This is a genomic window from Chitinophaga chungangae, from assembly GCF_017742215.1.
In the GTDB taxonomy this organism is placed as follows: Bacteria; Bacteroidota; Bacteroidia; order Chitinophagales; family Chitinophagaceae; genus Chitinophaga; species Chitinophaga chungangae.
In genome coordinates, this window is record NZ_JAGHKP010000001.1 from 400,043 (window position 1) to 423,003 (window position 22,961).

20 protein-coding genes and 1 other RNA gene are annotated in these 22,961 nt (G+C 52.4%); 15 read left to right on the plus strand and 6 right to left on the minus strand.

Annotation, left to right across the window (positions count from 1 at the left end):
• Window position 1: 1 nt before the first annotated feature.
• Together J7I43_RS01825 and J7I43_RS01830 are read right to left on the minus strand one after the other, a co-directional pair.
• A complete protein-coding gene (locus J7I43_RS01825) occupies window positions 2-2,356 on the minus strand; it encodes a TonB-dependent receptor (RefSeq protein WP_209142639.1) in 2,355 nt (784 codons plus the stop codon).
• 700 nt (window positions 2,357-3,056) lie between these two features.
• On the minus strand, window positions 3,057-4,268 hold the full coding sequence (locus J7I43_RS01830; RefSeq protein WP_209142641.1) for an aminotransferase class I/II-fold pyridoxal phosphate-dependent enzyme: 1,212 nt from the start codon (window positions 4,266-4,268) through the stop codon (window positions 3,057-3,059).
• Between the two features lie 169 nt (window positions 4,269-4,437).
• On the opposite strand from J7I43_RS01830, the gene pafA reads away from it, so the two are divergent.
• From pafA to J7I43_RS01850, 4 genes are all read left to right on the plus strand, one after another.
• On the plus strand, window positions 4,438-6,114 hold the full coding sequence (pafA, locus tag J7I43_RS01835) for an alkaline phosphatase PafA (RefSeq protein ID WP_209142643.1): 1,677 nt from the start codon (window positions 4,438-4,440) through the stop codon (window positions 6,112-6,114).
• 159 nt (window positions 6,115-6,273) lie between these two features.
• Window positions 6,274-7,047: an enoyl-CoA hydratase/isomerase family protein gene (locus tag J7I43_RS01840; RefSeq protein ID WP_209142645.1), complete on the plus strand. Its 774-nt coding sequence runs from the start codon at window positions 6,274-6,276 to the stop codon at window positions 7,045-7,047.
• 57 nt (window positions 7,048-7,104) lie between these two features.
• Entirely contained in the window at window positions 7,105-7,767 is a 663-nt protein-coding gene (locus tag J7I43_RS01845) for a hypothetical protein (protein ID WP_209142647.1), read from the plus strand.
• A 551-nt stretch (window positions 7,768-8,318) separates the two neighbouring features.
• Entirely contained in the window at window positions 8,319-8,669 is a 351-nt protein-coding gene (locus J7I43_RS01850) for a DUF6169 family protein (protein WP_317197055.1), read from the plus strand.
• 69 nt (window positions 8,670-8,738) lie between these two features.
• Here the strand turns inward: J7I43_RS01850 and J7I43_RS01855 are convergent, their stop codons facing one another.
• Entirely contained in the window at window positions 8,739-9,098 is a 360-nt protein-coding gene (locus J7I43_RS01855; protein ID WP_209142651.1) for a hypothetical protein, read from the minus strand.
• A gap of 204 nt (window positions 9,099-9,302) precedes the next feature.
• Between J7I43_RS01855 and J7I43_RS01860 the strand changes: the two genes are divergently transcribed.
• The 4 genes from J7I43_RS01860 (at window position 9,303) to J7I43_RS01875 (ending at window position 12,744) form a co-directional block, all read left to right on the plus strand.
• Window positions 9,303-10,733: a tetratricopeptide repeat protein gene (locus J7I43_RS01860; protein ID WP_209142653.1), complete on the plus strand. Its 1,431-nt coding sequence runs from the start codon at window positions 9,303-9,305 to the stop codon at window positions 10,731-10,733.
• A 161-nt stretch (window positions 10,734-10,894) separates the two neighbouring features.
• Window positions 10,895-11,659, plus strand: a complete 765-nt coding sequence (locus J7I43_RS01865; RefSeq protein ID WP_209142655.1) for a phosphosulfolactate synthase — start codon at window positions 10,895-10,897, stop codon at window positions 11,657-11,659.
• 61 nt (window positions 11,660-11,720) lie between these two features.
• Window positions 11,721-12,443 carry a shikimate dehydrogenase family protein gene (locus J7I43_RS01870; RefSeq protein WP_209142657.1) on the plus strand — a complete coding sequence of 241 codons (723 nt, stop codon included), beginning with the start codon at window positions 11,721-11,723 and terminating at the stop codon, window positions 12,441-12,443.
• A gap of 94 nt (window positions 12,444-12,537) precedes the next feature.
• Window positions 12,538-12,744, plus strand: coding sequence for a hypothetical protein (locus tag J7I43_RS01875; RefSeq protein ID WP_209142659.1), 207 nt, complete (start codon window positions 12,538-12,540; stop codon window positions 12,742-12,744).
• Here J7I43_RS01875 and J7I43_RS01880 read toward each other — a convergent pair.
• Window positions 12,728-13,528 (minus strand): class I SAM-dependent methyltransferase, encoded by an 801-nt coding sequence (locus J7I43_RS01880; RefSeq protein ID WP_209142661.1) that lies wholly within the window; start codon window positions 13,526-13,528, stop codon window positions 12,728-12,730. The two genes, J7I43_RS01875 and J7I43_RS01880, sit on opposite strands and share 17 nt — an antisense overlap.
• A 112-nt stretch (window positions 13,529-13,640) precedes the next feature.
• Between J7I43_RS01880 and J7I43_RS01885 the strand changes: the two genes are divergently transcribed.
• The 6 genes from J7I43_RS01885 (at window position 13,641) to J7I43_RS01910 (ending at window position 19,559) form a co-directional block, all read left to right on the plus strand.
• Window positions 13,641-14,342 carry a hypothetical protein gene (locus J7I43_RS01885; protein WP_209142663.1) on the plus strand — a complete coding sequence of 234 codons (702 nt, stop codon included), beginning with the start codon at window positions 13,641-13,643 and terminating at the stop codon, window positions 14,340-14,342.
• 58 nt (window positions 14,343-14,400) lie between these two features.
• An RNA gene (gene ffs, locus J7I43_RS01890) (signal recognition particle sRNA small type) lies at window positions 14,401-14,500 on the plus strand.
• Window positions 14,501-14,634: 134 nt separating this feature from the next.
• Window positions 14,635-15,285 carry a fructose-6-phosphate aldolase gene (fsa, locus tag J7I43_RS01895; protein WP_209142665.1) on the plus strand — a complete coding sequence of 217 codons (651 nt, stop codon included), beginning with the start codon at window positions 14,635-14,637 and terminating at the stop codon, window positions 15,283-15,285.
• Window positions 15,286-15,801: 516 nt separating this feature from the next.
• On the plus strand, window positions 15,802-17,301 hold the full coding sequence (gene glpK / locus J7I43_RS01900) for a glycerol kinase GlpK (protein ID WP_209142667.1): 1,500 nt from the start codon (window positions 15,802-15,804) through the stop codon (window positions 17,299-17,301).
• Between the two features lie 26 nt (window positions 17,302-17,327).
• Window positions 17,328-18,044 carry an MIP/aquaporin family protein gene (locus J7I43_RS01905; protein ID WP_209142669.1) on the plus strand — a complete coding sequence of 239 codons (717 nt, stop codon included), beginning with the start codon at window positions 17,328-17,330 and terminating at the stop codon, window positions 18,042-18,044.
• A 183-nt stretch (window positions 18,045-18,227) separates the two neighbouring features.
• Window positions 18,228-19,559 carry an NAD(P)/FAD-dependent oxidoreductase gene (locus J7I43_RS01910; RefSeq protein WP_209142671.1) on the plus strand — a complete coding sequence of 444 codons (1,332 nt, stop codon included), beginning with the start codon at window positions 18,228-18,230 and terminating at the stop codon, window positions 19,557-19,559.
• A gap of 62 nt (window positions 19,560-19,621) precedes the next feature.
• Here J7I43_RS01910 and J7I43_RS01915 read toward each other — a convergent pair whose 3' ends face one another.
• Window positions 19,622-20,908 carry a type IX secretion system plug protein gene (locus tag J7I43_RS01915; RefSeq protein WP_209142673.1) on the minus strand — a complete coding sequence of 429 codons (1,287 nt, stop codon included), beginning with the start codon at window positions 20,906-20,908 and terminating at the stop codon, window positions 19,622-19,624.
• 42 nt (window positions 20,909-20,950) lie between these two features.
• On the opposite strand from J7I43_RS01915, the gene J7I43_RS01920 reads away from it, so the two are divergent.
• Entirely contained in the window at window positions 20,951-22,171 is a 1,221-nt protein-coding gene (locus J7I43_RS01920; RefSeq protein WP_209142675.1) for an ABC transporter permease, read from the plus strand.
• Here the strand turns inward: J7I43_RS01920 and J7I43_RS01925 are convergent.
• Complete coding sequence (locus J7I43_RS01925) at window positions 22,164-22,904, minus strand: TrmH family RNA methyltransferase (RefSeq protein WP_236023275.1); 741 nt, start codon at window positions 22,902-22,904, stop codon at window positions 22,164-22,166. The two genes, J7I43_RS01920 and J7I43_RS01925, sit on opposite strands and share 8 nt — an antisense overlap.
• Between the last annotated feature and the right edge of the window lie 57 nt (window positions 22,905-22,961).

Sequence of the window (22,961 nt, forward strand, 5' to 3'; positions counted from 1 at the left end):
GTCAGAATTTGTAATTGTAGTTCAGGGTTACGCGTGCGCCGGTACCTTTGATCCAGTTTTCATCACGCGCGTTCCATTGCGAAGATACAAGGTAGTAATCTGCATTAAAAAGATTTTCCACGCCTAAAGAGAGACGGCTGTGCGCGTCCAGCTCAAGACCGCCGAGGAAACTGAAGGTGGTGAACCCGTCCACCGGGCCGGTACCGTAAGAATACAGGCCGTTCACCGGTTCAAAGCGGTCGCGTTTGCCGGAATGCAGCATTTGCAGGCGGAAGTTCAGTTTTTCGATGGGCGCGTAACGTACGTAGGCGGTCACTTTGGGCGCGGCAATGCGGTCGCTGCCGATGTATTTGTCTGCCGCGTCGCCGTATTTGCCGTTATCGTCGATGTCCTGTTTGCCTTCGATGTAGGAGTAAGAAGCGCCCACGCCGAGGTTGGGCAGAATGCTTGCGTCTGCCGCGATCTCGAAACCGTATACTTTTTCAGGCGCGCGCTGTATCTCGAATTTGCCGTTTACTTCCTTGAATGAAGAGCCGAGTTTGGAAGTGCTGATATAGTAACTGGCTTCCAGTTCCAGCGGGCCGAGCGTGCTGTTGAAACCGGCTTCGTAGTTGTTGGCGATCACCGCTTCGGTTTTCAGCATCGACACGGTGTTTTCTTTGGCGGCGCGCAGGATGCGGCCCAGCTCCATGATGGAAAAGCTTTGTGAATAACTGATGAAGGGCTTGAAGAACCTGAACCGGTTGTAACGCAGGCCGGCATTGTATACCAGCGCATTGTAGCTGAGGTCGCCGCCAGCCACGCTTACACCGCCTTCGGTGAACTCGCCGGTAACGCGGTTCAGCTGTTTAACGGTCACATAATCCGGTATGCTGATGTTGATGTTCTCGAAACGCGCGCCTGCTTTGAACACGAAATGTTTGTACAGGTTAAGCTTTACCTGCGCGTAGGGCGCATAGTTCTTCATGTCCATATCGGGCACCCAGGTACGGCCGTCGAGCAGGCTTTGGGAGGTTTTGTCGTTCATATAATCCAAACCGTACACCAGCGACAGGTCGTAATTGTGATTGATATGCACCGGTGTGCTGAGGTTGATGCGCGCGCCCTGTTTGGCGGATGATATCTCGGACTGGCCGCCGAACTCGAAACTGGGCACCCAGCTGTACACGGTTTTGAAACGCTGCATGTACAGGTTCACGTCCAGGTCCGTGCCGCCGATAATGCCTTCGCTGCTCCAGCGCAGGCTGGCGTTGTGGTTGTAGGGCGTGCCTTCCGGGTCGCCGGGGCGGTTGCCGATGATGCCGGTGGCGGCGGAATCTTTATTCAAAAATTTACCGGGTTTCAGGATGTAATCGCTGCGCTGCTGGCTGCCGAAGAAGTTGTACATCATTTCCACGCGGTTGCGGGTGTTAATGTCGTACCCGATCTTTGCAAAGCCGTTCCAGATCTGCGATTCGCCAAGACTGTACTCGGGGGAGTTCACTATGCCGTTGGCGTCTTTGTAAACGCCGGTCTGCTCGTAATGACCAGACACTACGAAGTCCCATTTTTTATACGAGCCGCTCAGCAGCTGGCCCACTGCAAACCCGCCGGTATGCTGCGCTTCCACCAGCTGGGTGTTGGCGCCGAGCGTGGTTTCGCCGTGAATGCCCGGCTGTTTTTTGTTGCCTTTTTTGGTGATGTAGTTGATCAGGCCGCCGTCTGCCCCGTTGCCGTAAATGGCGGTAGCGCCTTTGATCACTTCCACGCGCTCGATGGCGGAGGGGTCGATGCTGCGGATGTCGCGGCTGCCGTTGCGGAGCGGCGTGCTCTGCGGGATGCCGTCGATCATTACGAGTACGTTGCGGCCGCGGAGGGTTTGACCGGTGTTGCTGGTGGAGTTATCGTTCACGCCAAGGCCGGGAACGGTGTTGGCGAGCACGGACATGATATTGTTGTTGATGCTCTTCTGCGCTTCGATATCGCGGGGGCTAACGATGGTAACCGATGATGGCACTTCGTCGAGCGTTTCTTTTTTGCGGCTGGCGGATACGATCACTTCCTGCAGGTCCCCGTTGGATTGCATGGTCACGTCCTGTATGGTGGTATCGGCCGTAAAAGCGACGTTCTGTTCTGAAGTGGTGAAACCTACGCCGGAAAAACGCAGGAAGTGCGAACCGGAGGGTGCTGAGAGTGTATAATTGCCGTTGGCGTTGGCTACGGTGCCTTTTTTGATGCCCGGAATGCTGATGTTGGCGAATGGAACGGGCTGCCCCTGGTCGTTGCGCACGGTGCCTTTGATCACGCCCTGGGGGGCCTGCGCCTGGGCGGTCATGGAAGCCGCTGCTAATACGGCTATCGTAAATATCTTCCTCATCTGATTTGTTAAAGTCGCCGCAAAGGTACCCCGCTGGAGAATGCGTATATTTACGCAAAGCGGAAAAAGAATGATCGGATCGGGAAAAAACGTTAGAAACTGCCTTGGATAAATGTTATAACCTGACAGTACTTTAACAGTGTGTTAACAAAATACCACGTTAGTGTGATGGTATTGCTGTAGAACTACATTATTTTTGGTTAACGCTTACAAGTTCGGGAACGGAAAGAGCCTAATCTATTAATACTAAGATTTCCAACTACTTATAATATAATTCGACAATCATAAAATATTTCCATGGGTTAACATTTAATAGTGTAAATCCATATTCTATGATGGCCCAAACTTTTTATTACCATGTCCTACTGAACGATCGATTCTTAAGATCATGTATTACACCTAGTGAAAGAACGATTTGTTTGCCGGGGCTGACTAACCATCAGCCCCCTTTTTTTGCCCTATGGGCAAGGGTTTGAGCCCGGCTTCCCCTCTTTTTTCAACCGCCGTTGCGTCGCACACTTCAGCTTTTTTTTCCTTTTTTTCGCTGTAATTCTTTTTCAGGGATCTTTATTTTTCTTGAATAACACGTTTGTTAATCGTCCATTCGCAAAATGGGGAAGGTTCCGGCGATTTATCACCCGGATAAAAAAGAGCGCCCGTTCAGGCGCTCCTTTTATTATACTGTACTTACTGTCGCTTGTTATACCATCGGGATCTCGGCCACTGCATAAGTTTTCTGGTCAAGCTTCTGCTTGGTTTCGGTGAAAGCTTTCAGCGTCAGCTCGATGTCCTCGTCGGAGTGAGCCGCGGTCGGGATCAGGCGGTAGATGATCTGTCCTTTCGGGATCACAGGGTATACCACGATGGAGCAGAAAATATTGTAGTTCTCGCGGAGGTCTAGGCACATGGCGGTCGCTTCCGGGATGTCGCCCTGCAGGTAAATAGGCGTTACCGGGGAATTGGTGCGGCCGATGTTGAACCCTCTGTCTCGCAGGCCCTGCTGCAGTTTGTTCACGTTGCTCCAGAGTTTTGCCTTCATCTGCGGCTGCTGGCGCATGAGCTGCACGCGTTTCAGGTGGCCGATCACCAGCGGTAAAGGAATGGATTTCGCGAAGATCTGCGAGCGCATATTGTAACGCAGGTAATTGATAATGGCTTTGTCGCCGCTCATAAACGCGCCGATGGAAGCGCCCGATTTCGCGAAGGTGTTGAACAGCAGGTCGATCTCGTCCTGCACGCCCTGTTCTTCGCCGGTACCGGCGCCGGTTTTGCCCATGGTGCCGAAGCCGTGCGCATCGTCTACCATCAGGCGGAACTCGTACTGGCTTTTCAGCGCCGCGATCTCACGCAGCTTGCCCTGGTCGCCGGCCATGCCGAATACGCCCTCGGTGATCACGAGAATGCCGCCGCCGCTGGTTTTGATGTACTCCACTGCGCGTTTCAGCTGTTTTTCGCAATCTTCTATATCGTTGTGTTTGAATACATAGCGGTGGCCCTGGTGCAGGCGCAGGCCGTCTACAATGGAAGCATGGCATTCCGCGTCGTACACGATCACGTCGCGGCGGTTGCAAATGGCGTCTATGGCGCTCATAATGCCCTGGTAACCGTAGTTCAGCAGCACCGTGTCTTCTTTGCCCATGTAATCGCTCAGCTCTTTTTCCAGCTGCTCATGGAAATTGGTGTTGCCGCTCATCATACGCGCACCCATAGGGGCTGCGAGACCGTGTTCGGCCGCTGCTCTGGCATCGGTAGCCCTCACCTCGGGGTGATTGGCCAGGCCCAGATAGTTATTAAGGCTCCATACGATCTTTTCTTTACCCCGGAACTTCATCCTGGGGCCAATCTCGCCTTCCAGCTTGGGAAAGGCAAAATAACCGTGCGCTCTGTCGGAATGTTCTCCGATAGGGCCCATATGCTTCAGCAGTTTCTCGAATATATCCATATGATTATTAAAATGAAATTAAAATTCCGCTACAAAGGTATTAAAATATTATTTTTTGTAAACTTAGGTTACTTTTACGGACAATTTTTTTCCACGTTCAGAACGGAGAGCTAACAAAGGAACAAATTTAAAAAGTAATATGAGCCGTATTAAAATTCTGGCCGTCCTTTTTATGATGACGGCGCCGGCGGTATTTGGTCAAAAAGCCACTTCGCCGACAACGGGGTTTCCGCCCAGCTATGGAAAAAAAGCGCAAAAAGAAGTACCCAGGCCTAAATTGGTGGTAGGCATGGTGGTAGACCAGATGAGATGGGATTTCCTGTACCGTTATTACGACCGTTACACCAACGACGGCTTTAAACGCCTCCTCAACGAAGGTTTTTCCTGCGAAAACACGCTGATCCCTTATACGCCGACCATTACCGCGTGCGGCCATACCTGCGCCTATACCGGCTCAGTACCCGCCATTCACGGTATTATCGGTAACAACTGGTACAGCCGCGAGCTTGGCCGCAGCGTTTATTGCACCGAAGATACCGCGGCAACCGCCGTTGGCGGCAGCGACGCGCCGGGCCGCATGAGCCCCCGCAATATGCTCACTACCACCATCACGGACGAACTGCGCCTGGCTACCAACTTCCGCAGCAAAGTGGTGGGCGTGGCCATCAAAGACCGTGGCGCCATTCTCCCCGCGGGCCACAGCGCCAATGCCGCCTATTGGTTCGACGGCGCTACCGGCAACTTCATGACCAGCAACTATTACATGACCAGCCTTCCCGCATGGGCACAGGCTTTCAACCGCCTGGGCCTGCCTGCGAAATATCTCAGCAAACCCTGGAATACACTGTACCCGGTAGAGACCTACATCCAAAGCAGCGGCGACGATAAGCCCTACGAAGGCCGCTTCAGGGGCCAGCAGAACTCCGCCTTCCCCCACGAGCTCGCCGGCTCTATGGGCAACAGCTTCGGACAACTGTCTTCCACCCCCTTCGGCAATACCTTCACCCTCGAGTTCGCCAAAGCGGCCCTGGAAGGTCACCAACTGGGCAAAGGCCCTGTTACGGACTTCCTCGCGGTAAGCCTTTCCTCTACCGACTACGTAGGCCATCAGCACGGCCCCAACTCCGTGGAGGCTGAAGACACCTACCTGCGCCTCGATAAAGACCTCGGCGAGTTCTTCAAATTCCTTGACCAGAAAGTAGGCAAGGGCAACTGGCTGTTTTTCATCACGGCAGACCATGGCGTGGCGCACGTTCCCGGTTTCCTCGAAGAAAACAGGCTGCCCAACGGCCTTTGGAGCGAAAGCGCGATGGCGAAAGAACTTAACAATGCGGTCGAAAAACAATTCGGCATCAAAAAAGCCATCATTTCCAATTTCAACTACGAATTTTTCCTCGATATCGACGGCCTCGAAAAAGCGGGCAAACTGGACGAAGTGAAAAAATTCATTCTGAAAGAAGGCATGAAATGGCCCGGCGTTGCCAATATGGTGGACCTTCACCAGCTGGCTTCCACTACACTGCCCGAACCGCAGAAATTCATGATGACCAACGGTTTCAACGCACACCGCAGCGGCGACATTATGGTAGTGCTGCAGCCGGGCTGGCTGGCAGGTGGTAAAACCGGCACCACGCACGGTCTCTGGAACCCGTACGACGCGCATATCCCGCTGGTATGGATGGGCTGGGGCGTAAAACCCGGCAAAACCAACCGCACCACGCATATGACGGACATTGCGCCCACCGTGGCCGCCATGCTCCGCATCCAGATGCCGAGCGGCAACGTGGGGAATCCTATCCAGGAAGTAACAAAATAACGGGATGCGGCAACCCCGGTACGCCGGATGCCGTAATATCAGCAGATAATTAATGAGCAAAAACCTCTGTCAGACGTAAAAATCCGGCAGAGGTTTTTTGTTTTCAGTAAGTTACACATGCGTTAATATCATTAAAAATAATTCGCTTACATTTGGAAGATGTCCGCCGTTACCTATCATATCGCAGACCGGATCGCCACCATCACGCTTAACCGGCCGGAGAAACGCAACGCGCTGAACGGAGACGTGGTGCGGGAATTGCGGGAAACGTTCGCCGCTGCTTCTGCAGACGACAATGTGAAAGTGGTGGTGCTGGCGGGAAATGGGAAAGCGTTTTGTGCCGGGGCGGACCTGGATTACCTGCAGCAGCTGCAGGCCAATAACCTGGAAGCCAACCTGGCAGACAGCCGCGAGCTGATGTTGCTGATGCAGGAGATCTACCGTATGGAAAAAGTTGTGATCGCCCGGATAGAGGGAGATGCGATTGCCGGCGGTTGCGGCCTGGCCACCATCGCCGATCTGAGCTACGCCGTTCCGGACGCCCGTTTTGGGTATACGGAAGTAAAAATCGGCTTCGTGCCCGCGCTGGTAAGCGTGTTTCTCGTCCGTAAAATAGGGGAGGGCCGCGCGCGCGACCTGTTGCTCACCGGCAGGCTGATCACCGCAGAAAAAGCCGCCGCATTCGGCCTGATCAACGAAATCGTACCGGCCGGCACTATAAAGGATTACGTGCAGCAGGTGGCGGTGAGCCTTTGTGTGGATGCGTCCGCTAATTCACTGAACGTCACAAAAAAACTGATAAGCGCAGCGCTGGAAAATCCGCTGACGGAAGCGCTGGAATCCGCTGCCCGCATCAATGCCGAAACAAGGCAGCACCCGGACTGCCGCAAGGGCGTCGGGGCATTTTTGAATAAGCTAAAACCAGACTGGTAAAGGGTTTTGACCTTTTGGCACAGATTTTTCTCAACACCTATGTATTAACTAACAATTATGCTGAAATTGTCACATTTCCGGATATTGCTCACCGCCTGCGTTATAGGCTGGGCAACACCGCTGCTGGCACAAAGGACCATATCCGACGCGAGGATCGAATACAAGCTGGAACTGCCGCCCGAGCAGCTGCAAATGGAGGCCATGTTTGCCGGCAGCTCCATGATCCAGTATATCCGGGGGAACTTGAGCCGGATAGACATGAACTTCAACATCGTGAATTACATCTATCTCATCAATGCGCAAACGGAAGGATTGATCACGCTGCTGGACAATCATGGCGACAAATACCTGATCCGTACGGACAAAAAAGCGTACGAGGAAGACATGAAACGTTTCCAGACCACGACCTTCACCGATCAGGCCGAAACCCGCGACATTGCCGGTTTCAAGTGCCGCAAAGCCATCGGTAAAATGCAGGATGGCAGTACGTTCGACGTATATTACACGCTGGACATCATACCGGAGAACCGTTATTACAACCGGCGTTTTTTGAACCTGAAGGGCATTCCGCTGGAGTATGAGATCGTGATGAAATCCGGTTCGAAAATGAAGGCGATCGCCACGAAAGTAGACCTGAGCCCGGTGCCGATGTCTGTATTCGAGGTACCGAAAGGTTACCGTGAGATCACGGCGGATGAGCTGAAGAAGATCAGGGGGTAAAGTTATTTTCATATTGAAATTGAAAGCCGCAGTTTGACGCTGCGGCTTTCTTTATTTTTTGAAAATCAATAAGTTATGTTGTATTTGGCATAAATTTGTGAAGAAGGAAAAATCGAGGTCGCGATCAAAAATTCCTTTGTTTGTTCATCTTTAAAATTGAAAATTATGCAAGTAATTGATTTATTAAGAAACCCTGGGAAGGAAGAGCCTTCGAAGTTTTTTTTACAGCTCAAAAGATTGATTGAGATACAGAAGGAGATATCCGACCATCTTGATAACGGAGGGGAGCTCGCCGACCTCAGCGGTAAATACCCCTGCTTTAGGCCCCTGCCTGGTGGGGCTGTCACTATTTAGCCAAAGCGATAAGATGTATTGATTTAACCTGAAAAACCACAACTTGTTTAACTCATATCCTATCAAATACGATGGAGATTCTTCCTATGAGTTCATCACGGATAATGGAATAAAATACAGAGCTTATTTCATGGAAAGTGGTTTCTCATTCGAAGTGTTTCCCATTATGGAGCCATTCGTTTACATTTTATATTAAAGTGTTATCAGGAGATGCCACGCAAAGCGGGCCAGATCCTCGTGTTGCGGATACGATTGTTAAGGTGTTCGTAGACTTTATTATGAAACACGAATGGAGAGCAGTAACCTACATCTGCGATTCATCTGATTCGAAAGAACTGGCGCGTAAACGGAAATTCGATCAGTGGTTCAGCAAATACAACCGGGTGATGTTTGCCAAATGCGATTGCATTGCCGTTTTCGGAAAGCAGCAGATACAAAATGCTATGATAGTAAGAACGGACAACCGCTTTTGGGACGTTTACCTGATAGTGTATCACCAACTGAACCGCGTTATAGGGAAAATGGACGACGAAGAACGTGCCGCATGATCCCGGGAAAATAAAGAAGGCTGCCAACCGGCAGCCTTCTTCATAAAAATCTCTTTCAAAATTTCAACCTTAACCTTTCCGGAACGGCAACCTCACCTGGAGGTGATGATATTGCATGTCCGCCTGCGGAGCCGGCGTTTGCACCTGTACGGAATAAGGAAGGATATAGGTAACGTTGCCCTTTTTGTAAGTCATTACAGACTTTACGCTAACGGCATTGTCAGAGCTTAATTTAAAGTCTGAGCTTAGCTTGAATGCGTTGTTCAGAAAACCATTTGCCTTATATCCTGCATCCAGGCTGAGGTTGGTCTTCGGCATGGCGGTAAGCCGGTATTTGACCTCGGTTTTCTTGCCCAGTTTGTCCTCGTTGTTATCCAAATTACCGCCCAGCTCATTGGCATACCCACGGAGCGATACTGCGGACAGCATGCATACCATGAGGCAACTCAATGATAATGATTGGATTATGTAATTTAGCTTCTTCATCTTACTGCAAATATACGAAAAAATTATCTATCATAACGGAATCTTAAAGCAAGGTAACTTTTTATCTTAAAAAAATGTTAAAAAATACACGAGCGGTAAGCCTCCCGGTGTTTGGTGACAGCATCAAAATCGCATATATTTACATTAATGAATCACGACTTCCCATCATTTAATGAGTTTAACGAGGATTTTGAAGATTTGAGGGACCTGCTTCAGCAATTTGAAAATCTAAAGGAAGGGCGTTCCCACGCCTTCCTGGATGAGGATTCGTTTGAACAGATCATCGATTATTATGATGAGCACGACGAACTCAACAATGCCCTTCAGGCTGTGGAAATCGCCATCGAGCAGTTTCCCTTCTCTTCCGCTCTCCTCCTGAAAAAATCCGCCTTACTGATCGAAACCAAAAAATACCGTGAAGCCCTCGCTTTGCTGGAAAAAGCCGCATTGCTGGACAGTAACGATATTAACCTGTATATCCTCAAAACAGACGTTTACCTCGCCATGAACCAGCACGAAAAAGCCGCTGCCCTGCTCGAGGAACAGATCCAGGTGTTCGACGGCGAAGACCGTACCGACCTGCTGCTGGAACTGGCGGACGTGTACGACGACTGGGAGGAATTCGAAAAAGTGTTCGACTGCCTCAAACTCCTGCTGGAATACGATCCCAACAACGAGGAAGCGCTCCACAAGATCTGCTTCTGGACGGAATTTACCGGCCGCAACGAGGAGAGTATCCGCCTGCATACCAATATCATCAACGACCACCCTTACAACCAGCTCGCCTGGTTCAACCTGGGCACGGCTTACCAGGGCCTCAAGCTGTACGAAAAAGCCATCGACGCCTACCAGTACGCCGTCGTGATCGATGAAAAGTTCGATTACGCTTACCGCAACATGGGCGATGCCTATATTCACCTGCGCAAATACAACGAAGCCATCGAAGTGCTGCAGAAACACCTTGAGATCGCCAAACCCGAAGATGTGATCTACGAGGCTATCGGCCACTGCTACGAAAAAATGCGCAAGTTCACCCAGGCCCGTTATTATTACCGCAAGGCATCCCACCTCAGCCCGCACGACGATAAGCTGTACCTGAAGATCGCCAAGGCGTACATGACGGAAGAAAGCTGGGAAAACGCCATCAAGTCCCTCCAGTCCGCCCTGCGCATCAACAAACACAGCGCGGAATACAATATCACCCTCGGCCAGTGTTACCTACAGCTGGGCATGGACAAGGAAGCCCTCGTGCAGTTCCTCAGCGCGGTGCGCCTCCGGCCCAACAGCGCCCAGGCCTGGAAAGAGTTCATCCGCGGCCTTTACGCCGCCGGCCATGTGGAAGAAGCCCTTACCCAACTGGAAGCGGCGGAAGCCAAAATCGGCCGCAAACCGGTGTTCCTGTTCTATAAAGCGGTCATTCTCATTGCCGTCGGTAAAACCAAAGAAGGACTGCTACAACTGGAAACCGCCCTGCAACTGCATCCCAGGCAGGTGAAAAAAATGCTCGAACTGGACCCGTCTATCCTGCAGCATACCGCTGTGGTAGAGCTTATTGCAAGGTACAGGCGTAAACGTTAAGTCATTTTTTGCTCCTTCTATCGTATTACTTCTTATTTTTGCCGCGGTTTTTTATTTTGGGGCACCGGAATAAAAAACGGAAAAACCAATCCAATACAGGTAGGCATAGCTTTGTATTTTGGTAGGAAAAGACCATTAAGAAGAATAAAATCAGTGAAAAAATGAATTTTAATCTGACGCAAATTCCTGAAAGAACCAGCCAGCCACGTAGCTTCGGCCTTACCATGGTGATGGACAAAGGGCTCAGTGTTGAAGAAGCGAAGAACTTTTTGTCGGCCGCAGCGCCACATGTGGATATCGTGAAGCTGGGATTCGGAACGTCGTTTGTAACGCCTAACCTGCGCACAAAGATCGAACTGTACCAGGCCGCCAACATCCCCGTTTATTTCGGCGGCACCCTGTTTGAAGCCTTCCTCATCAGGAACCAGTTCGAAGAATACGTGAAAGTGATCAAAGATTACGGTATTTCCTGGATGGAAGTGTCTGACGGCTCCATTACCATACCGCACGCGGAAAAATGCGGCTATATCGAAAAACTTACCAAACACGGCACCGTACTAAGCGAAGTGGGTTCCAAAGATGCCGAGCACATCATTCCTCCCTACAAATGGATCGAACTGATGCGCGCCGAGCTGTCGGCAGGCGCCACCTACGTGATCGCGGAAGCGCGCGAAGGCGGCAACGTGGGCATTTACCGCGGTTCCGGCGAAGTGCGCGAAGGGCTGGTGCAGGAGATACTCACGCAGATACCCGCTGAAAAGATCATCTGGGAAGCGCCGCAGAAAGACCAGCAGCTCTATTTCCTCGAGCTGGTGGGCTGCAACGCCAACCTCGGCAACCTCGCGCCGCACGAAGTGATACCGCTGGAAGCGATGCGTGTAGGGCTTCGCGGGGATACCTTCCACCTTTTCCTCGATAAAGAATAACTTTTTATACAAGGATTGCCGGCCTCCGGCAATCCTTTCATTTTATAATCCGTCGTCACCCGTGCGTTTATTCGGCCTCATCGGTTTCCCGCTTTCTCATTCCTTCAGCAAAGGTTTTTTTGCGGACAAGTTCAGCAAAGAAAACATAACCGGCTGTGTTTATGAAAACTTTCCCATTCCCGCGATAGAAGAGTTTCCCGGCCTGTGGCGGCAATACGAAGAGCTGGAGGGCCTCAACGTCACCATTCCTTACAAACAGGCGGTGATCCCTTACCTCGACGAGCTGAGCGATGCCGCGAAAGCCATCGGCGCGGTGAATTGCATCCGCCGCAAAAACGGCAAACTCACGGGCAACAATACCGATGTGACCGGTTTCAGCCGCTCCCTGCAGCCGCTGTTGCAGCCGCATCACACCAAAGCGCTCATCCTGGGCACCGGCGGCGCGGCGAAAGCGGTAAAATATTCGCTCGCTCAAATGGGCATTCAATACACCGAAGTAAGCCGCAGCGGCCCCGTTCCGTACGAAGCGCTCACCGAAACCATCATACGGGAGCACACGCTGATCGTGAACACCACGCCGCTGGGCATGTACCCCAACGAGATCGACGCTCCGCCTATCCCGTATGAATTTACGGGCGCGCAACATCTTTATTATGACCTGATCTATAACCCGGCAGAAACGCAGTTTATGAAAAACGGCGCCGCACAAGGGGCCGCGGTGAAGAATGGCCACGAAATGCTCGTGCTGCAGGCCGAAGCAAGCTGGGAGATATGGAACGCCTGAGTTGTAAATACATCCCGCCTATGATATTAGCTTCCCTCGATCTGTTTTCTGGCCGGAGAAAAAGCTGGTGGAATTGAAAACCGTTCTTCAATATATGAACAATGGAAAAAGTAACGTTGATGTAAAGCTGAATGTCAGGCAGGACGTTTTTGCGGACAGATGGAGTGCCCTGGAAGTACAGATCGTTTACAGGAGAAAGGATTATTTCATCCAACGCGAATCCGGCCCGTGGACAAACGACAAGATGCTATCGTTTCAAAAGACGCTGAAAGATTTTTCCCATCTCAACCCTTCGGCTTAATCATATAATACATACACGTCGTAAAAAAATTCCGCACGAAAGGAATTCCTTTCAGCCAGCCGAATTGCTCCCTGGGCTTGAGTTTGAACTTGTATTTATAGATCGGGTTGATCAGGTAATATTTCCGTTGCGTGATCTCGTAGCCCGTTTCTTTCGCGATCTTTTCGAACCGCTCGATGGAAATGCCCGTGTCTACCAGTTCCATCAGTTCCTGTATCGTGCCCTGGCTTTCGCCGGCGGCTTTAAGCAGTCCGCGGTAAAGGGGGCGGGGGAGCAGGTGGATGTAAGGCAGGAAGCTGAGCACCTTGCTTTGACAGATCTGCTGGTGGCCGCCGTGCGGCATGTACCAGGGCGGAAAACCGAAATACACCTGTCCGCGCGGGCTGAGCAATTCTTTCAGATAAGCGATCAGTTTGTGCTGGTCGGGGATATGCTCGATGGCGTCTTTGAGAATGATGATATCGAAAGCATGACGGAACTCGCCGAAGAAGTCCACATCATAAATATTTTTTGCGATCAGCCGCAGCTGGCCGCCGTCTGCATAATTACCGAGAAAGCCTTTCGCCAGTTCGATACGCTCGGGCCACAGGTCTACCCCCACGCATTCGCAGCCCTGTTCGAGAAAAGGCGTGAGCACGCCGCCTTCGCCGCAGCCGATCTCCATAACGCGGAGGCCGCGCAGGCCGGGAAATTCCCGGGCGATGAAAGGGAGTACGTAATTCCTCGAGTTTTCTACCTGCTGCTGGTAGCGCAGGGTGGCATCTGAATGTTGCGGTAATGACATGCGTTGTTCCTAAAATTCCGTGAAAATAGAATTATTTTTTCAAGTCCCGCTGCCCCGATTGCAGCAATTGTTCCTTTCCTTATTTTTGGAATGGTTTTAGCCTATGAAGAACATGCTCAGAACGATTTTCCTTTTATTACTGGCGCTGCCTGCCGCCGCTCAGCAAAAGAGCGTGGCGTACGTGACGGCCGTGTACGATTCCGGCTCCGTGGCGGAGCTCTACAGCACTACGCCCATCGGGCTGATCGTGACGTATGCGGACAGCAGCAAGCGCCGTACGGCCGGTTTGCTCAAAGGCGACCTCCGCTGGAGCCAGGTAAAAGTGGAAACGCCTTACGGCGAATGTAATAACGGCGTGCTGCGATTCAACCGCAACGCCATCAGGCCGGACAATTACCGGATGCGCCTGCTGGTAACGCTGGCCGAACAGCCTGGCAAACAGCATGAAACCTACCTCCAGCTGCCGTTTCTCACGGCCATACGGTTTCATCATTATGCAGACAGCCTGAAAAGAGGCATTCATTTTTATCTCAACGTGGAAGGCATTTACAACAGCGGCCGCATTTACCCGCTGGATACTTCGCGGGTAAGGCTTTTTGCGGACAAAGGAAAAATAATCGGGCAGGACCTGCTGATCCCGCAGAACGACAGCCTTACGCGCAGCATTTCGGTAAAAGCGGTATATCGCGGCAATCAGGCCATCAACGCGGCATCCGAGATACCGGTGAAAATACTGCCGGACGACGAATCGCTCATTATCCAGGATGCGCGCGACCTTTACAAAAAACCTTCGCGGAAGAAAAAAGAGGAGTAGGCCGAAAAACAGCTTTGGAATAATTTGCAAATTAATAGGCATTGAATTACCTTTGCAACGGCAAGTCTTATACGACCAGCTCCTGCTGAACTCCCCCAGGACAGGAATGTAGCAAGGGTAGGTGGTTGTAGCGGTGCGATATAAGTAACTTGCCATTTTTTTTCCCTTTATGGCCGATTTCTCTCCTTATTATTTCCGAAATTAGTTTGTTGGTTTGTTCGAATTGCCCGGAATGTTCGGAGAAGGGCGTCACGTGATCTTTTTTTAACAACAAGCATAAAATTTTCTCAATATGAAATTCTTTATTGATACAGCAAACCTGGCGCAGATCCAGGAGGCGCACGACCTGGGCATTTTGGACGGCGTGACCACCAATCCTTCGCTCATGGCCAAGGAAGGGATCAAAGGCGAAGCTGCCATCATGAAACACTACGAAGCGATCTGCGAACTGGTGGAAGGAGACGTTAGCGCGGAAGTATTTTCCACCGACTTCAACAGCATTATCGAAGAAGGTAAAAAACTGGCTGCCATTCACCCGAACATCGTAGTGAAAGTGCCGATGATCAAAGACGGCGTAAAAGCCATCAAATGGTTCACCGAAAACGGTATCCGGACCAACTGCACCCTCGTATTTTCCGCCGGTCAGGCCATTTTGGCCGCCAAAGCCGGCGCCGCATATGTTTCTCCGTTCATCGGCCGTATCGACGACAGCAACTGGGACGGTGTTGAGCTGATCGCGCAGATCGCGCAGATCTACAGCATCCAGGGCTTCAAAACCGAGATCCTGGCAGCTTCCATCCGCAACGCCCTCCACATTGTGAAGTGCGCTGAAAGCGGCGCTGATGTATGCACCTGCCCGCTGGATTCTATCCTCGGCCTGCTGAAACACCCGCTGACAGACATTGGCCTGGCGAAATTCCTGGAAGACGCTAAAAAGATGTAATCCGAAGACGATAATTTTTCATGTATAAAAGGGCCGTTCTCACCAGGACGGCTCTTTTTCTTTTTAAAACGCCTGGCTCCACCGGGTACACATTTTCCAACACCCGTCCCTCCTTTCAACCTTCAACACTTTTCCTACCTGCCTCCCGGCAGGTACATGTTTCCGAACGCCCCTGCCTTCCTTTCAAACCTTCAACACTTTTCCCACCTGCCTCCCGGCAGGCACTTGTTTTCCAACATCCGTCTACCTTTCAAACCTTCAGCATTTTCCCACCTGCCTCCCGGCAGGCACTTGTTTTTCCAACATCCACCTTCCTTTCAAAACCTTTCGCGCAGCCCCGCCACTAACCCCGCGCCAGGCCCGTTCTGCGGGCTTAACCAAATGTTGCCCGATCAATTTGCCCCTTCCCCGAAATTTTTTTTACTTTTAATTTATTACATGTATCTTACTACCTCGTAAAACAATGTACCACGTTAAACTATACTTAAATCACCTAAAATAGCCAGAACACTTTCGATGGAAGCAAAATTCATTATGGCCCTCGACCAGGGAACCACCAGCTCCCGCGCTATTATCTTTGACCGGGCGGGAAATATCGTAGCCGTAGCGCAGAAGGAATTTAACCAGATCTATCCCCAGCCAGGATGGGTGGAGCACGATCCGAACGAGATCTGGTCTACCCAGGCCGGCGTTGCCGCTGAAGTGATCGTAAAAGCCGGCACCACGGGCGACCAGATCGCCGCCATGGGCATTACCAACCAGCGGGAGACCACCATCGTGTGGGATCGCGCCACCGGGAAACCGCTGTATAACGCTATCGTTTGGCAGGACCGCCGTACCGCGGCCTATTGCGACGAGCTCAAGGCGAGAGGTCTTGCCGAAGACATCCGTTCCAAAACCGGCCTGATCGTAGACGCATATTTTTCCGGCACCAAAGTGAAATGGATACTGGACAACGTGGAAGGCGCCCGCAAAAAGGCGGAGGCGGGTGAACTGGCCTTTGGGACCGTTGATTCCTGGCTGATCTGGAACTTCACCAAAGGCAAACTGCATGTTACCGACGTGAGCAACGCCTCACGCACCATGCTGTACAATATTCATAAACAGGAGTGGGACCAGAGCCTGCTGGACCTGATGGGCATTCCCGCTTCCATGCTGCCGGACGTACGGCCTTCCAGCGAAGTGTACGGGCATACGGAAGCCACGCTCACCCCCTTCGAAATACCGATCGCCGGTATCGCGGGAGACCAGCAGGCGGCGCTTTTCGGGCAAATGTGCACCGAGCCGGGCATGGTGAAAAATACTTACGGCACCGGTTGTTTTATGATGCTGAACACCGGCGAAAAAGCCATCACTTCCACCCATAACCTGCTTACCACCATCGCATGGCGCATTGGCAACACTACGCATTATGCGCTGGAGGGCAGCATCTTTATCGGCGGCGCCGTAGTGCAATGGTTGCGCGACGGGCTGGGCATCATCCGCCATTCGGCAGACGTTGAGGCGCTGGCTGCCCAGGTGAAAGATACGGACGGCGTTTACCTCGTGCCCGCATTCGCCGGCCTGGGGGCGCCCCACTGGAACCAATACGCCCGCGGAACCATCGTGGGCATGACGCGCGGTACCAAAGACGCGCATATCGCCCGCGCCGCGCTGGACAGCATCGCTTACCAGACCATGGACGTGCTGAAAGCCATGGAGGCGGACGCCGGCCTGAATATCCAGGAACTGCGCGTAGACGGCGGCGCAACGGCCAACAACCTGCTGATGCAGTTCCAGGCTGACATCCTGGAATCGCAGGTGGTGCGCCCGAAAGTAACGGAAACCACCGCGCTGGGCGCGGCCTATCTCGCCGGTCTGGCCACAGGCTTCTGGGACAGCATCGACACCATCCGCCAGCAATGGCAGGAAGATGCAAGGTTCAAGCCTTCCATGGACGAAACCAAACGGAAATCCCTCACCAAAAACTGGGAACGCGCCGTAAAAGCCGCGAAAGTTTGGGCAGACGAACAATAATCCTTCACTGAAAATACAGACCAACTATGTCAATTTTCCTGGCAGAACTTATCGGAACCGCCCTGCTGATCATCCTTGGCGACGGGGTGGTGGCCAACTGCGTATTAAACAAAAGCAAAGGGCAGAACGGCGGCTGGATCGTTATTACCATGGGCTGGGCCATGGCCGTTTTTGTAGGCGTATTTGCCGTGGGAGCCTACAGCGGCGCCCATCTCAATTCCGCCGTAACGCTGGCGCTGGCCGTAGCGGGCTCCGTTCCCTGGGAACAGGTGCCGGTGTACATTGCCGCGCAGATGCTGGGCGCATTTATCGGCGCCTGCGTGGTATACGCCACTTACAAACAACATTTCGACGTTACGGACGATGCGAACGGCAAACTGGCCGTTTTTTGCACCGCCCCGGCCATCCGCAGCACCATTCCTAACCTGGTGACGGAAATTGTGGGAACTTTTGTACTCATTTTCGGGGTCTTTTACATCACCAAAGGCGATGTGGGCCTCGGCGCGGTAGACGCGCTGCCGGTGGCTTTACTGGTGCTCGGCATCGGTTTGTCGCTCGGCGGGCCTACCGGTTACGCCATCAATCCCGCCCGCGATCTGGGGCCGCGCATCGCGCATGCCATCCTGCCGATCAAAGGCAAACGGGACAGCGACTGGGGTTATGCCTGGATTCCCATTGTGGGCCCGGCCATCGGCGCTTTGCTGGCGGCGGCGCTGCACCTCGTGCTCAAAATGCCGGCCTAAAACCGCGGTTTTAAAAACGAAAAATAACAGGGGAAGGGCGTGCCAATGGCGCGCCCTTTTTATATTTAACACAGCTTTATTTTCAAATCTTTCATTTTATACTGAAAGTTTTGTAATTTTGGGAAACAATTCCGATGGTATGGCATTTGAGACTGATGTTGTACTATCCAAAACATACAAATCATGATACAACCGAACATTCCGGACTCAGACCTTCCCCGGGTCGTAATCGTTGGCGGCGGATTTGCGGGCATCAACCTGGCCAAAGCCCTGAAAAGGGCCCCTGTGCAGGTAGTGCTGCTGGACAGGAACAACTATCATCTTTTTCAGCCCCTTTTATACCAGGTAGCCACGGCCGGCCTGGAACCCGATAGCATCGCATTCCCTCTCAGGGGCATCTTCAAACGCCAGAAAAACTTCATTTTTCGGATGGCGGAAGTAAAAAACATCAACCGTGAGCAGAGTACGCTGGAAACCAATATCGGCGACATCCGGTACAATTACCTCGTGCTCGCTACCGGCAGCAATACCAACTTTTTCGGCAATAAACTGATAGAAGAACACGCCATCGGCATGAAATCGCTGATAGAGGCCGTACAGATCAGGAACTACGTGCTGAAACAATTCGAGGAATCGCTGCTGTTGAAAGAGGAAGCGGAGATCCGCCCGAAACTGAATTTCGTGATGGTAGGCGGTGGCCCTACCGGCGTAGAGCTGGCCGGGGCGTTCGCCGAACTGCGCAAATACATTCTTCCGAAAGATTACCCGGAACTGCCGCTTCACCTGATGGACATTTACCTCATCGAGGCAGGGCCGCGCGTGCTGGCCGGCATGGCCGAAGAAACCAGCCGAAAAACCCTGGCAAGCCTCGAACATATCGGCGTAAAAGTGCTCACGAACACCGCGGTGAAAGATTACGACGGTAAAAACCTGCTGCTCAGCAACGGCCATGTGATCGAAACGCAGTCGCTGTTATGGTCCGCCGGCGTAAAAGGCATGGCCCTCGCCGGTTTGCCCGAAGATGCCCTGCTGCCCAACGGCCGCGTGAATGTCAACGATGTGAACCTCGTTAACGGCACCGGCAATATTTTTGCAGTGGGAGACATCGCGCAGATGCTGAACGACAAACGTTTTCCCAAAGGTTACCCCATGGTGGCGCAGGTAGCGATGCAGCAAGGCAAACAGCTTGGTAAAAACCTGCAGTCTTCCCTGAAAGGCGGCGGCATGAAACCTTTCAAATACACCGACCTCGGCAGCATGGCAACCATCGGCCGCAACAGGGCCGTGGCCGAATTTGCAGGCATCCGCCTCAGCGGCTATATCGCCTGGGTGGCGTGGATGATCGTACACCTGCTAAACCTGCTGGGCTTCCGCAACAAACTGGTCGTGCTGATCAACTGGAGTTACCGTTACCTTACGTACGACCGCGGTACGCGCATCATCATCAAACGCGGCGCGGCCAACATCGTGAAGCTGCGGCAAAGCGTTTACCAGGCCGATCCTTTGACCCCCTGATGAAACTAAAAAAGGCGCTGCATGAACTTCAAGCAGCGCCTTTTAAATATTTTGTTTTTTGTTTACCGCATCCGGTTGATCAGCGAGTTTAGCCGCAATTGCCCCACCAGCTCGTCGTGGCGGCCGCCAAGCGCTTTGTAGTATACCAGCACGGTGTACGCGTTTTCCGTTTCCCACCAGTTTCCTTCCGTATATTCCGTACTGAACCGGTTGTTATTTTTATCGATCAGCCCGTACACGTAATTATAATACCCCTGCTTCAGGAACAACGCGCCTTCATAGGCCTGTTTGGCGCCGTTCCAGGTCATTTTGTTGAAGTCGTTGCACTCGTAGTCCGTCATCTGCCCGAAGATGTACATATCGTAACCGGCGTAGGGCTCTTTTACGGGGAAGGTGAAATCCACCCGTGCGTAATCCCCTTCGAAATTCGGGTCGTAATCCTCTATAGTGGCGGGATAGAACAGGCCGTTAATATCTTTCAGGTATTGATACACCATGTTGTCTCTCGGGAAATCCGGCATAACGTGCACATCGGTGCCGTTGCGTTTGTAGTCGGTTTTGGCCACCCTTTCCGTTTGCAGGCGGAAGCTGCGGAGGTCTACCCACCGCCATTCGCGCATGGCCGGGAAGATGCAGTCCTGCTCGGCGTTATATTCGATCACATCGCCTTTGATGAACATCGGTTTGATGTTGGTAATGGCATTGTCCCAGCGGAAGTTCTGCATGATCACTATTTTCAGCTGGTCGAAGGGGTTCTGGATGTTCAGGCCTTTGGTGTTCACCTGTACGTTCAGTTTCTGGCTGTTCCTGAAAAGTTTGGGATTGGTGGGCTGCGAGATCCAGCCGGTAACGCCGGACCGGTTATTGATCACCATCAGCCTGCGGGTGAAGGCGAGATGCGTGGTATCTCCGTCCAGGTAAACTTTCAGGAGATAATTGCCGGCCCTGGTAGGCTGGCAGGTTTGATTGGGAATGCTCACTTTGTAGTGCACATATTTTTGCAGCGCGATGCTGGAGAAGCGGTAATCCCTGATCTGGTTCTCCGAAAAGCCGCGCAGGTATTCGATGGTGTTGAGCTGGGCGGGCGTCCAGTCCGCATTGCAAAGCACGAGCGTGTAATAGTACGTTTTCACTTCGTTCATCAGGTCGTCGAAATGCAGCTCGAGCGTTTCGCCGCTGTTGAGCTGGATGATAGGGAGCCCGAGATAGTCTCCGGGCGGGGTGAACTTGACCGTTTTAATGTTCTGGTGATAAATATGATCCGCGGTGATCCTGTTTTCCTGGGCCTTTGCGTTTCCATGAATGAATATCGCGGTAACGGCGAAGCATATAAGTGCAACTGTCCTCATAACTGTAATTTACAATGAATTTCTAAATTGTTAAATTGCATCATGCGCGTATCCATGTTTATTGCCGGAAGGATTGCCTTTAACCGGTTCTCTTCCTTCACCAAATTCATCATCAACATCGCCCTGGCCGCTACCGCTTTCAGCGTGGCGATCATGATCGTGGCTACCGCAATGATCAATGGTTTCCAGCAGGTCATTTCCGAGAAAATCTTCAGTTTCTGGGGGCATATGCACGTAACCCAGTACCAGATGAACCTCGGCGCTTTGGCCGAACAAACCCCTTTCCCGGAGGAGCCGGCCTTCCGCAAACAAATGCTGGCCCTGCCGATGGTGACCGCCGTGAACGAGTTCGCTACTAAATCGGTGATCGTCAAAAAAGGAAGGGAAACGGAAGGCATGATCTTCAAAGGCGTGGGCGCGGGCACCAAAATGGAATTTCTCCAGGAAGGCCGCCCGATAAGGTTTACAGACAGCGGGTACGCCTCCGAAGTGATCGTTTCCGCCACCACTGCGGCCCTGCTGCAGCTGAAGCTGAACGACGCGGTGATCGTGTATTTCATGCGGGGCGACGGGGAGGCGCCGCGCGCGCGCAAGCTCAGCATCTGCGGCATTTATAAAACGGGCATCGAGGAATACGATAAGACCTATATCGTGGGCGACATCAACCTCATCCGGCGGCTCAACGACTGGGAGCCGGACCAGATCGGCGGGTACGAAGTGTTCCTGACCGATTACCGCAGGATAGACAGCGCCCGCAGCCAGATCGGGGAGCTGCTGCCCAGCGAGCTGGCCATCCGCAGCATGCAGGAAGTATACCCCAACATCTTCGACTGGCTGGGACTGCAGAATAAGAACGAGATCATCATCCTCGTCATTATGGTGATCGTGGCGGTGATCAACATGATCACGGCCATCCTGATCCTGATCCTGGAGCGCACGAACATGGTGGGCATCCTGAAAGCGCTGGGCATGCGCAACGGAGCCATACAAAGCATTTTCATTTACCAGGCGGCTTACATCACGCTCGCGGGCATCGTGATCGGCAACGTGCTGGGCATCGGGCTGGCCCTGCTGCAGCAGCACACGGGTTTCCTGAAACTCCCGGAAGAATCGTACTACATGTCCGTTGCCCCGATCGCGATACAATGGTGGAAAGTGGCGCTTATAAACGGCGGAACCCTGCTGATATGCGTGCTGGTACTGATCATCCCGAGCCTGCTGATCCGGCGGATACTGCCGGTAAAAGCGATCCAGTTCAAATAAGAAGGCGGCCGCAGATAATACCGGCGGCTACCGCGGCGTTCAAAGATTCAGCCTGGCCGTTGCGGGGAATGGTGATGTGATGACTGCTGCGCCGGAGCACTTCTTCGCTGAGGCCGCGGGATTCGTTGCCGATAAGAATAATGCCTTCGCGGATGGTTTTGGTATGGATGATATTGTCGCCATGAAGGGTGGCGGCATAGGAGGGAATTTTTGGATACTTATCGAGCAGTTCGGCGATGCCGTGCACGATCACGGGTACACGCATGATGCTGCCCATGGTGGCCTGGATGGTTTTGGCGTTGAACGCGTCCGCACTGTCTGGCGAGCACACGATCTGACGGATGCCAAACCAGTCGGCTATACGAATAATAGTGCCCATGTTCCCGGGGTCCTGTATGGTTTCGAGGGCGAGGGTAATGTTGCCTTCGGGCTGAAGGGCGGGGGCTTTGGGGATGTTGACGAGCGCAAGCGCGCGGTTGGGGGTGGAAAGGGAAGAAAGCTGTTTGAGCACAGCCGGCTCCACTTCCTGAATGTCAATATCGACGGCGCTTTCAGCCAGTTCCCGGTGGTCCAGCAGCCAGTCGCGCGTGGCATACACGGCTTTTACGTCCGGGCGGTCCTGGAGCAGTTCCTGCACGATCTTATCTCCCTCAGCCACAAACTGGCCAAATTTTTGACGGTATTTTTTGTGCTGTAATGAGACAATATATTTAATTTGCGCCTTTGATAACATGGGGTCAAACCTACAAGAAATCCGGCATTCAGCCAACAACCCCGTACTCCGGGCCTT

What these genes read in the sequence shown, in the direction of transcription:
- J7I43_RS01825 (WP_209142639.1), bottom strand. Translation starts at nt 2,356, where the DNA reads ATGAGGAAGATATTTACGATAGCCGTATTAGCAGCGGCTTCCATGACC.
- J7I43_RS01830 (WP_209142641.1), bottom strand. Translation starts at nt 4,268, where the DNA reads ATGGGCCCTATCGGAGAACATTCCGACAGAGCGCACGGTTATTTTGCC.
- pafA (WP_209142643.1), top strand. Translation starts at nt 4,438, where the DNA reads ATGAGCCGTATTAAAATTCTGGCCGTCCTTTTTATGATGACGGCGCCG.
- J7I43_RS01840 (WP_209142645.1), top strand. Translation starts at nt 6,274, where the DNA reads ATGTCCGCCGTTACCTATCATATCGCAGACCGGATCGCCACCATCACG.
- J7I43_RS01845 (WP_209142647.1), top strand. Translation starts at nt 7,105, where the DNA reads ATGCTGAAATTGTCACATTTCCGGATATTGCTCACCGCCTGCGTTATA.
- J7I43_RS01855 (WP_209142651.1), bottom strand. Translation starts at nt 9,098, where the DNA reads ATGCTGTCCGCAGTATCGCTCCGTGGGTATGCCAATGAGCTGGGCGGT.
- J7I43_RS01860 (WP_209142653.1), top strand. Translation starts at nt 9,303, where the DNA reads ATGAATCACGACTTCCCATCATTTAATGAGTTTAACGAGGATTTTGAA.
- J7I43_RS01865 (WP_209142655.1), top strand. Translation starts at nt 10,895, where the DNA reads ATGAATTTTAATCTGACGCAAATTCCTGAAAGAACCAGCCAGCCACGT.
- J7I43_RS01875 (WP_209142659.1), top strand. Translation starts at nt 12,538, where the DNA reads ATGAACAATGGAAAAAGTAACGTTGATGTAAAGCTGAATGTCAGGCAG.
- J7I43_RS01880 (WP_209142661.1), bottom strand. Translation starts at nt 13,528, where the DNA reads ATGTCATTACCGCAACATTCAGATGCCACCCTGCGCTACCAGCAGCAG.
- J7I43_RS01885 (WP_209142663.1), top strand. Translation starts at nt 13,641, where the DNA reads ATGCTCAGAACGATTTTCCTTTTATTACTGGCGCTGCCTGCCGCCGCT.
- fsa (WP_209142665.1), top strand. Translation starts at nt 14,635, where the DNA reads ATGAAATTCTTTATTGATACAGCAAACCTGGCGCAGATCCAGGAGGCG.
- glpK (WP_209142667.1), top strand. Translation starts at nt 15,802, where the DNA reads ATGGAAGCAAAATTCATTATGGCCCTCGACCAGGGAACCACCAGCTCC.
- J7I43_RS01905 (WP_209142669.1), top strand. Translation starts at nt 17,328, where the DNA reads ATGTCAATTTTCCTGGCAGAACTTATCGGAACCGCCCTGCTGATCATC.
- J7I43_RS01910 (WP_209142671.1), top strand. Translation starts at nt 18,228, where the DNA reads ATGATACAACCGAACATTCCGGACTCAGACCTTCCCCGGGTCGTAATC.
- J7I43_RS01915 (WP_209142673.1), bottom strand. Translation starts at nt 20,908, where the DNA reads ATGAGGACAGTTGCACTTATATGCTTCGCCGTTACCGCGATATTCATT.
- J7I43_RS01920 (WP_209142675.1), top strand. Translation starts at nt 20,951, where the DNA reads ATGCGCGTATCCATGTTTATTGCCGGAAGGATTGCCTTTAACCGGTTC.
- J7I43_RS01925 (WP_236023275.1), bottom strand. Translation starts at nt 22,904, where the DNA reads ATGTTATCAAAGGCGCAAATTAAATATATTGTCTCATTACAGCACAAA.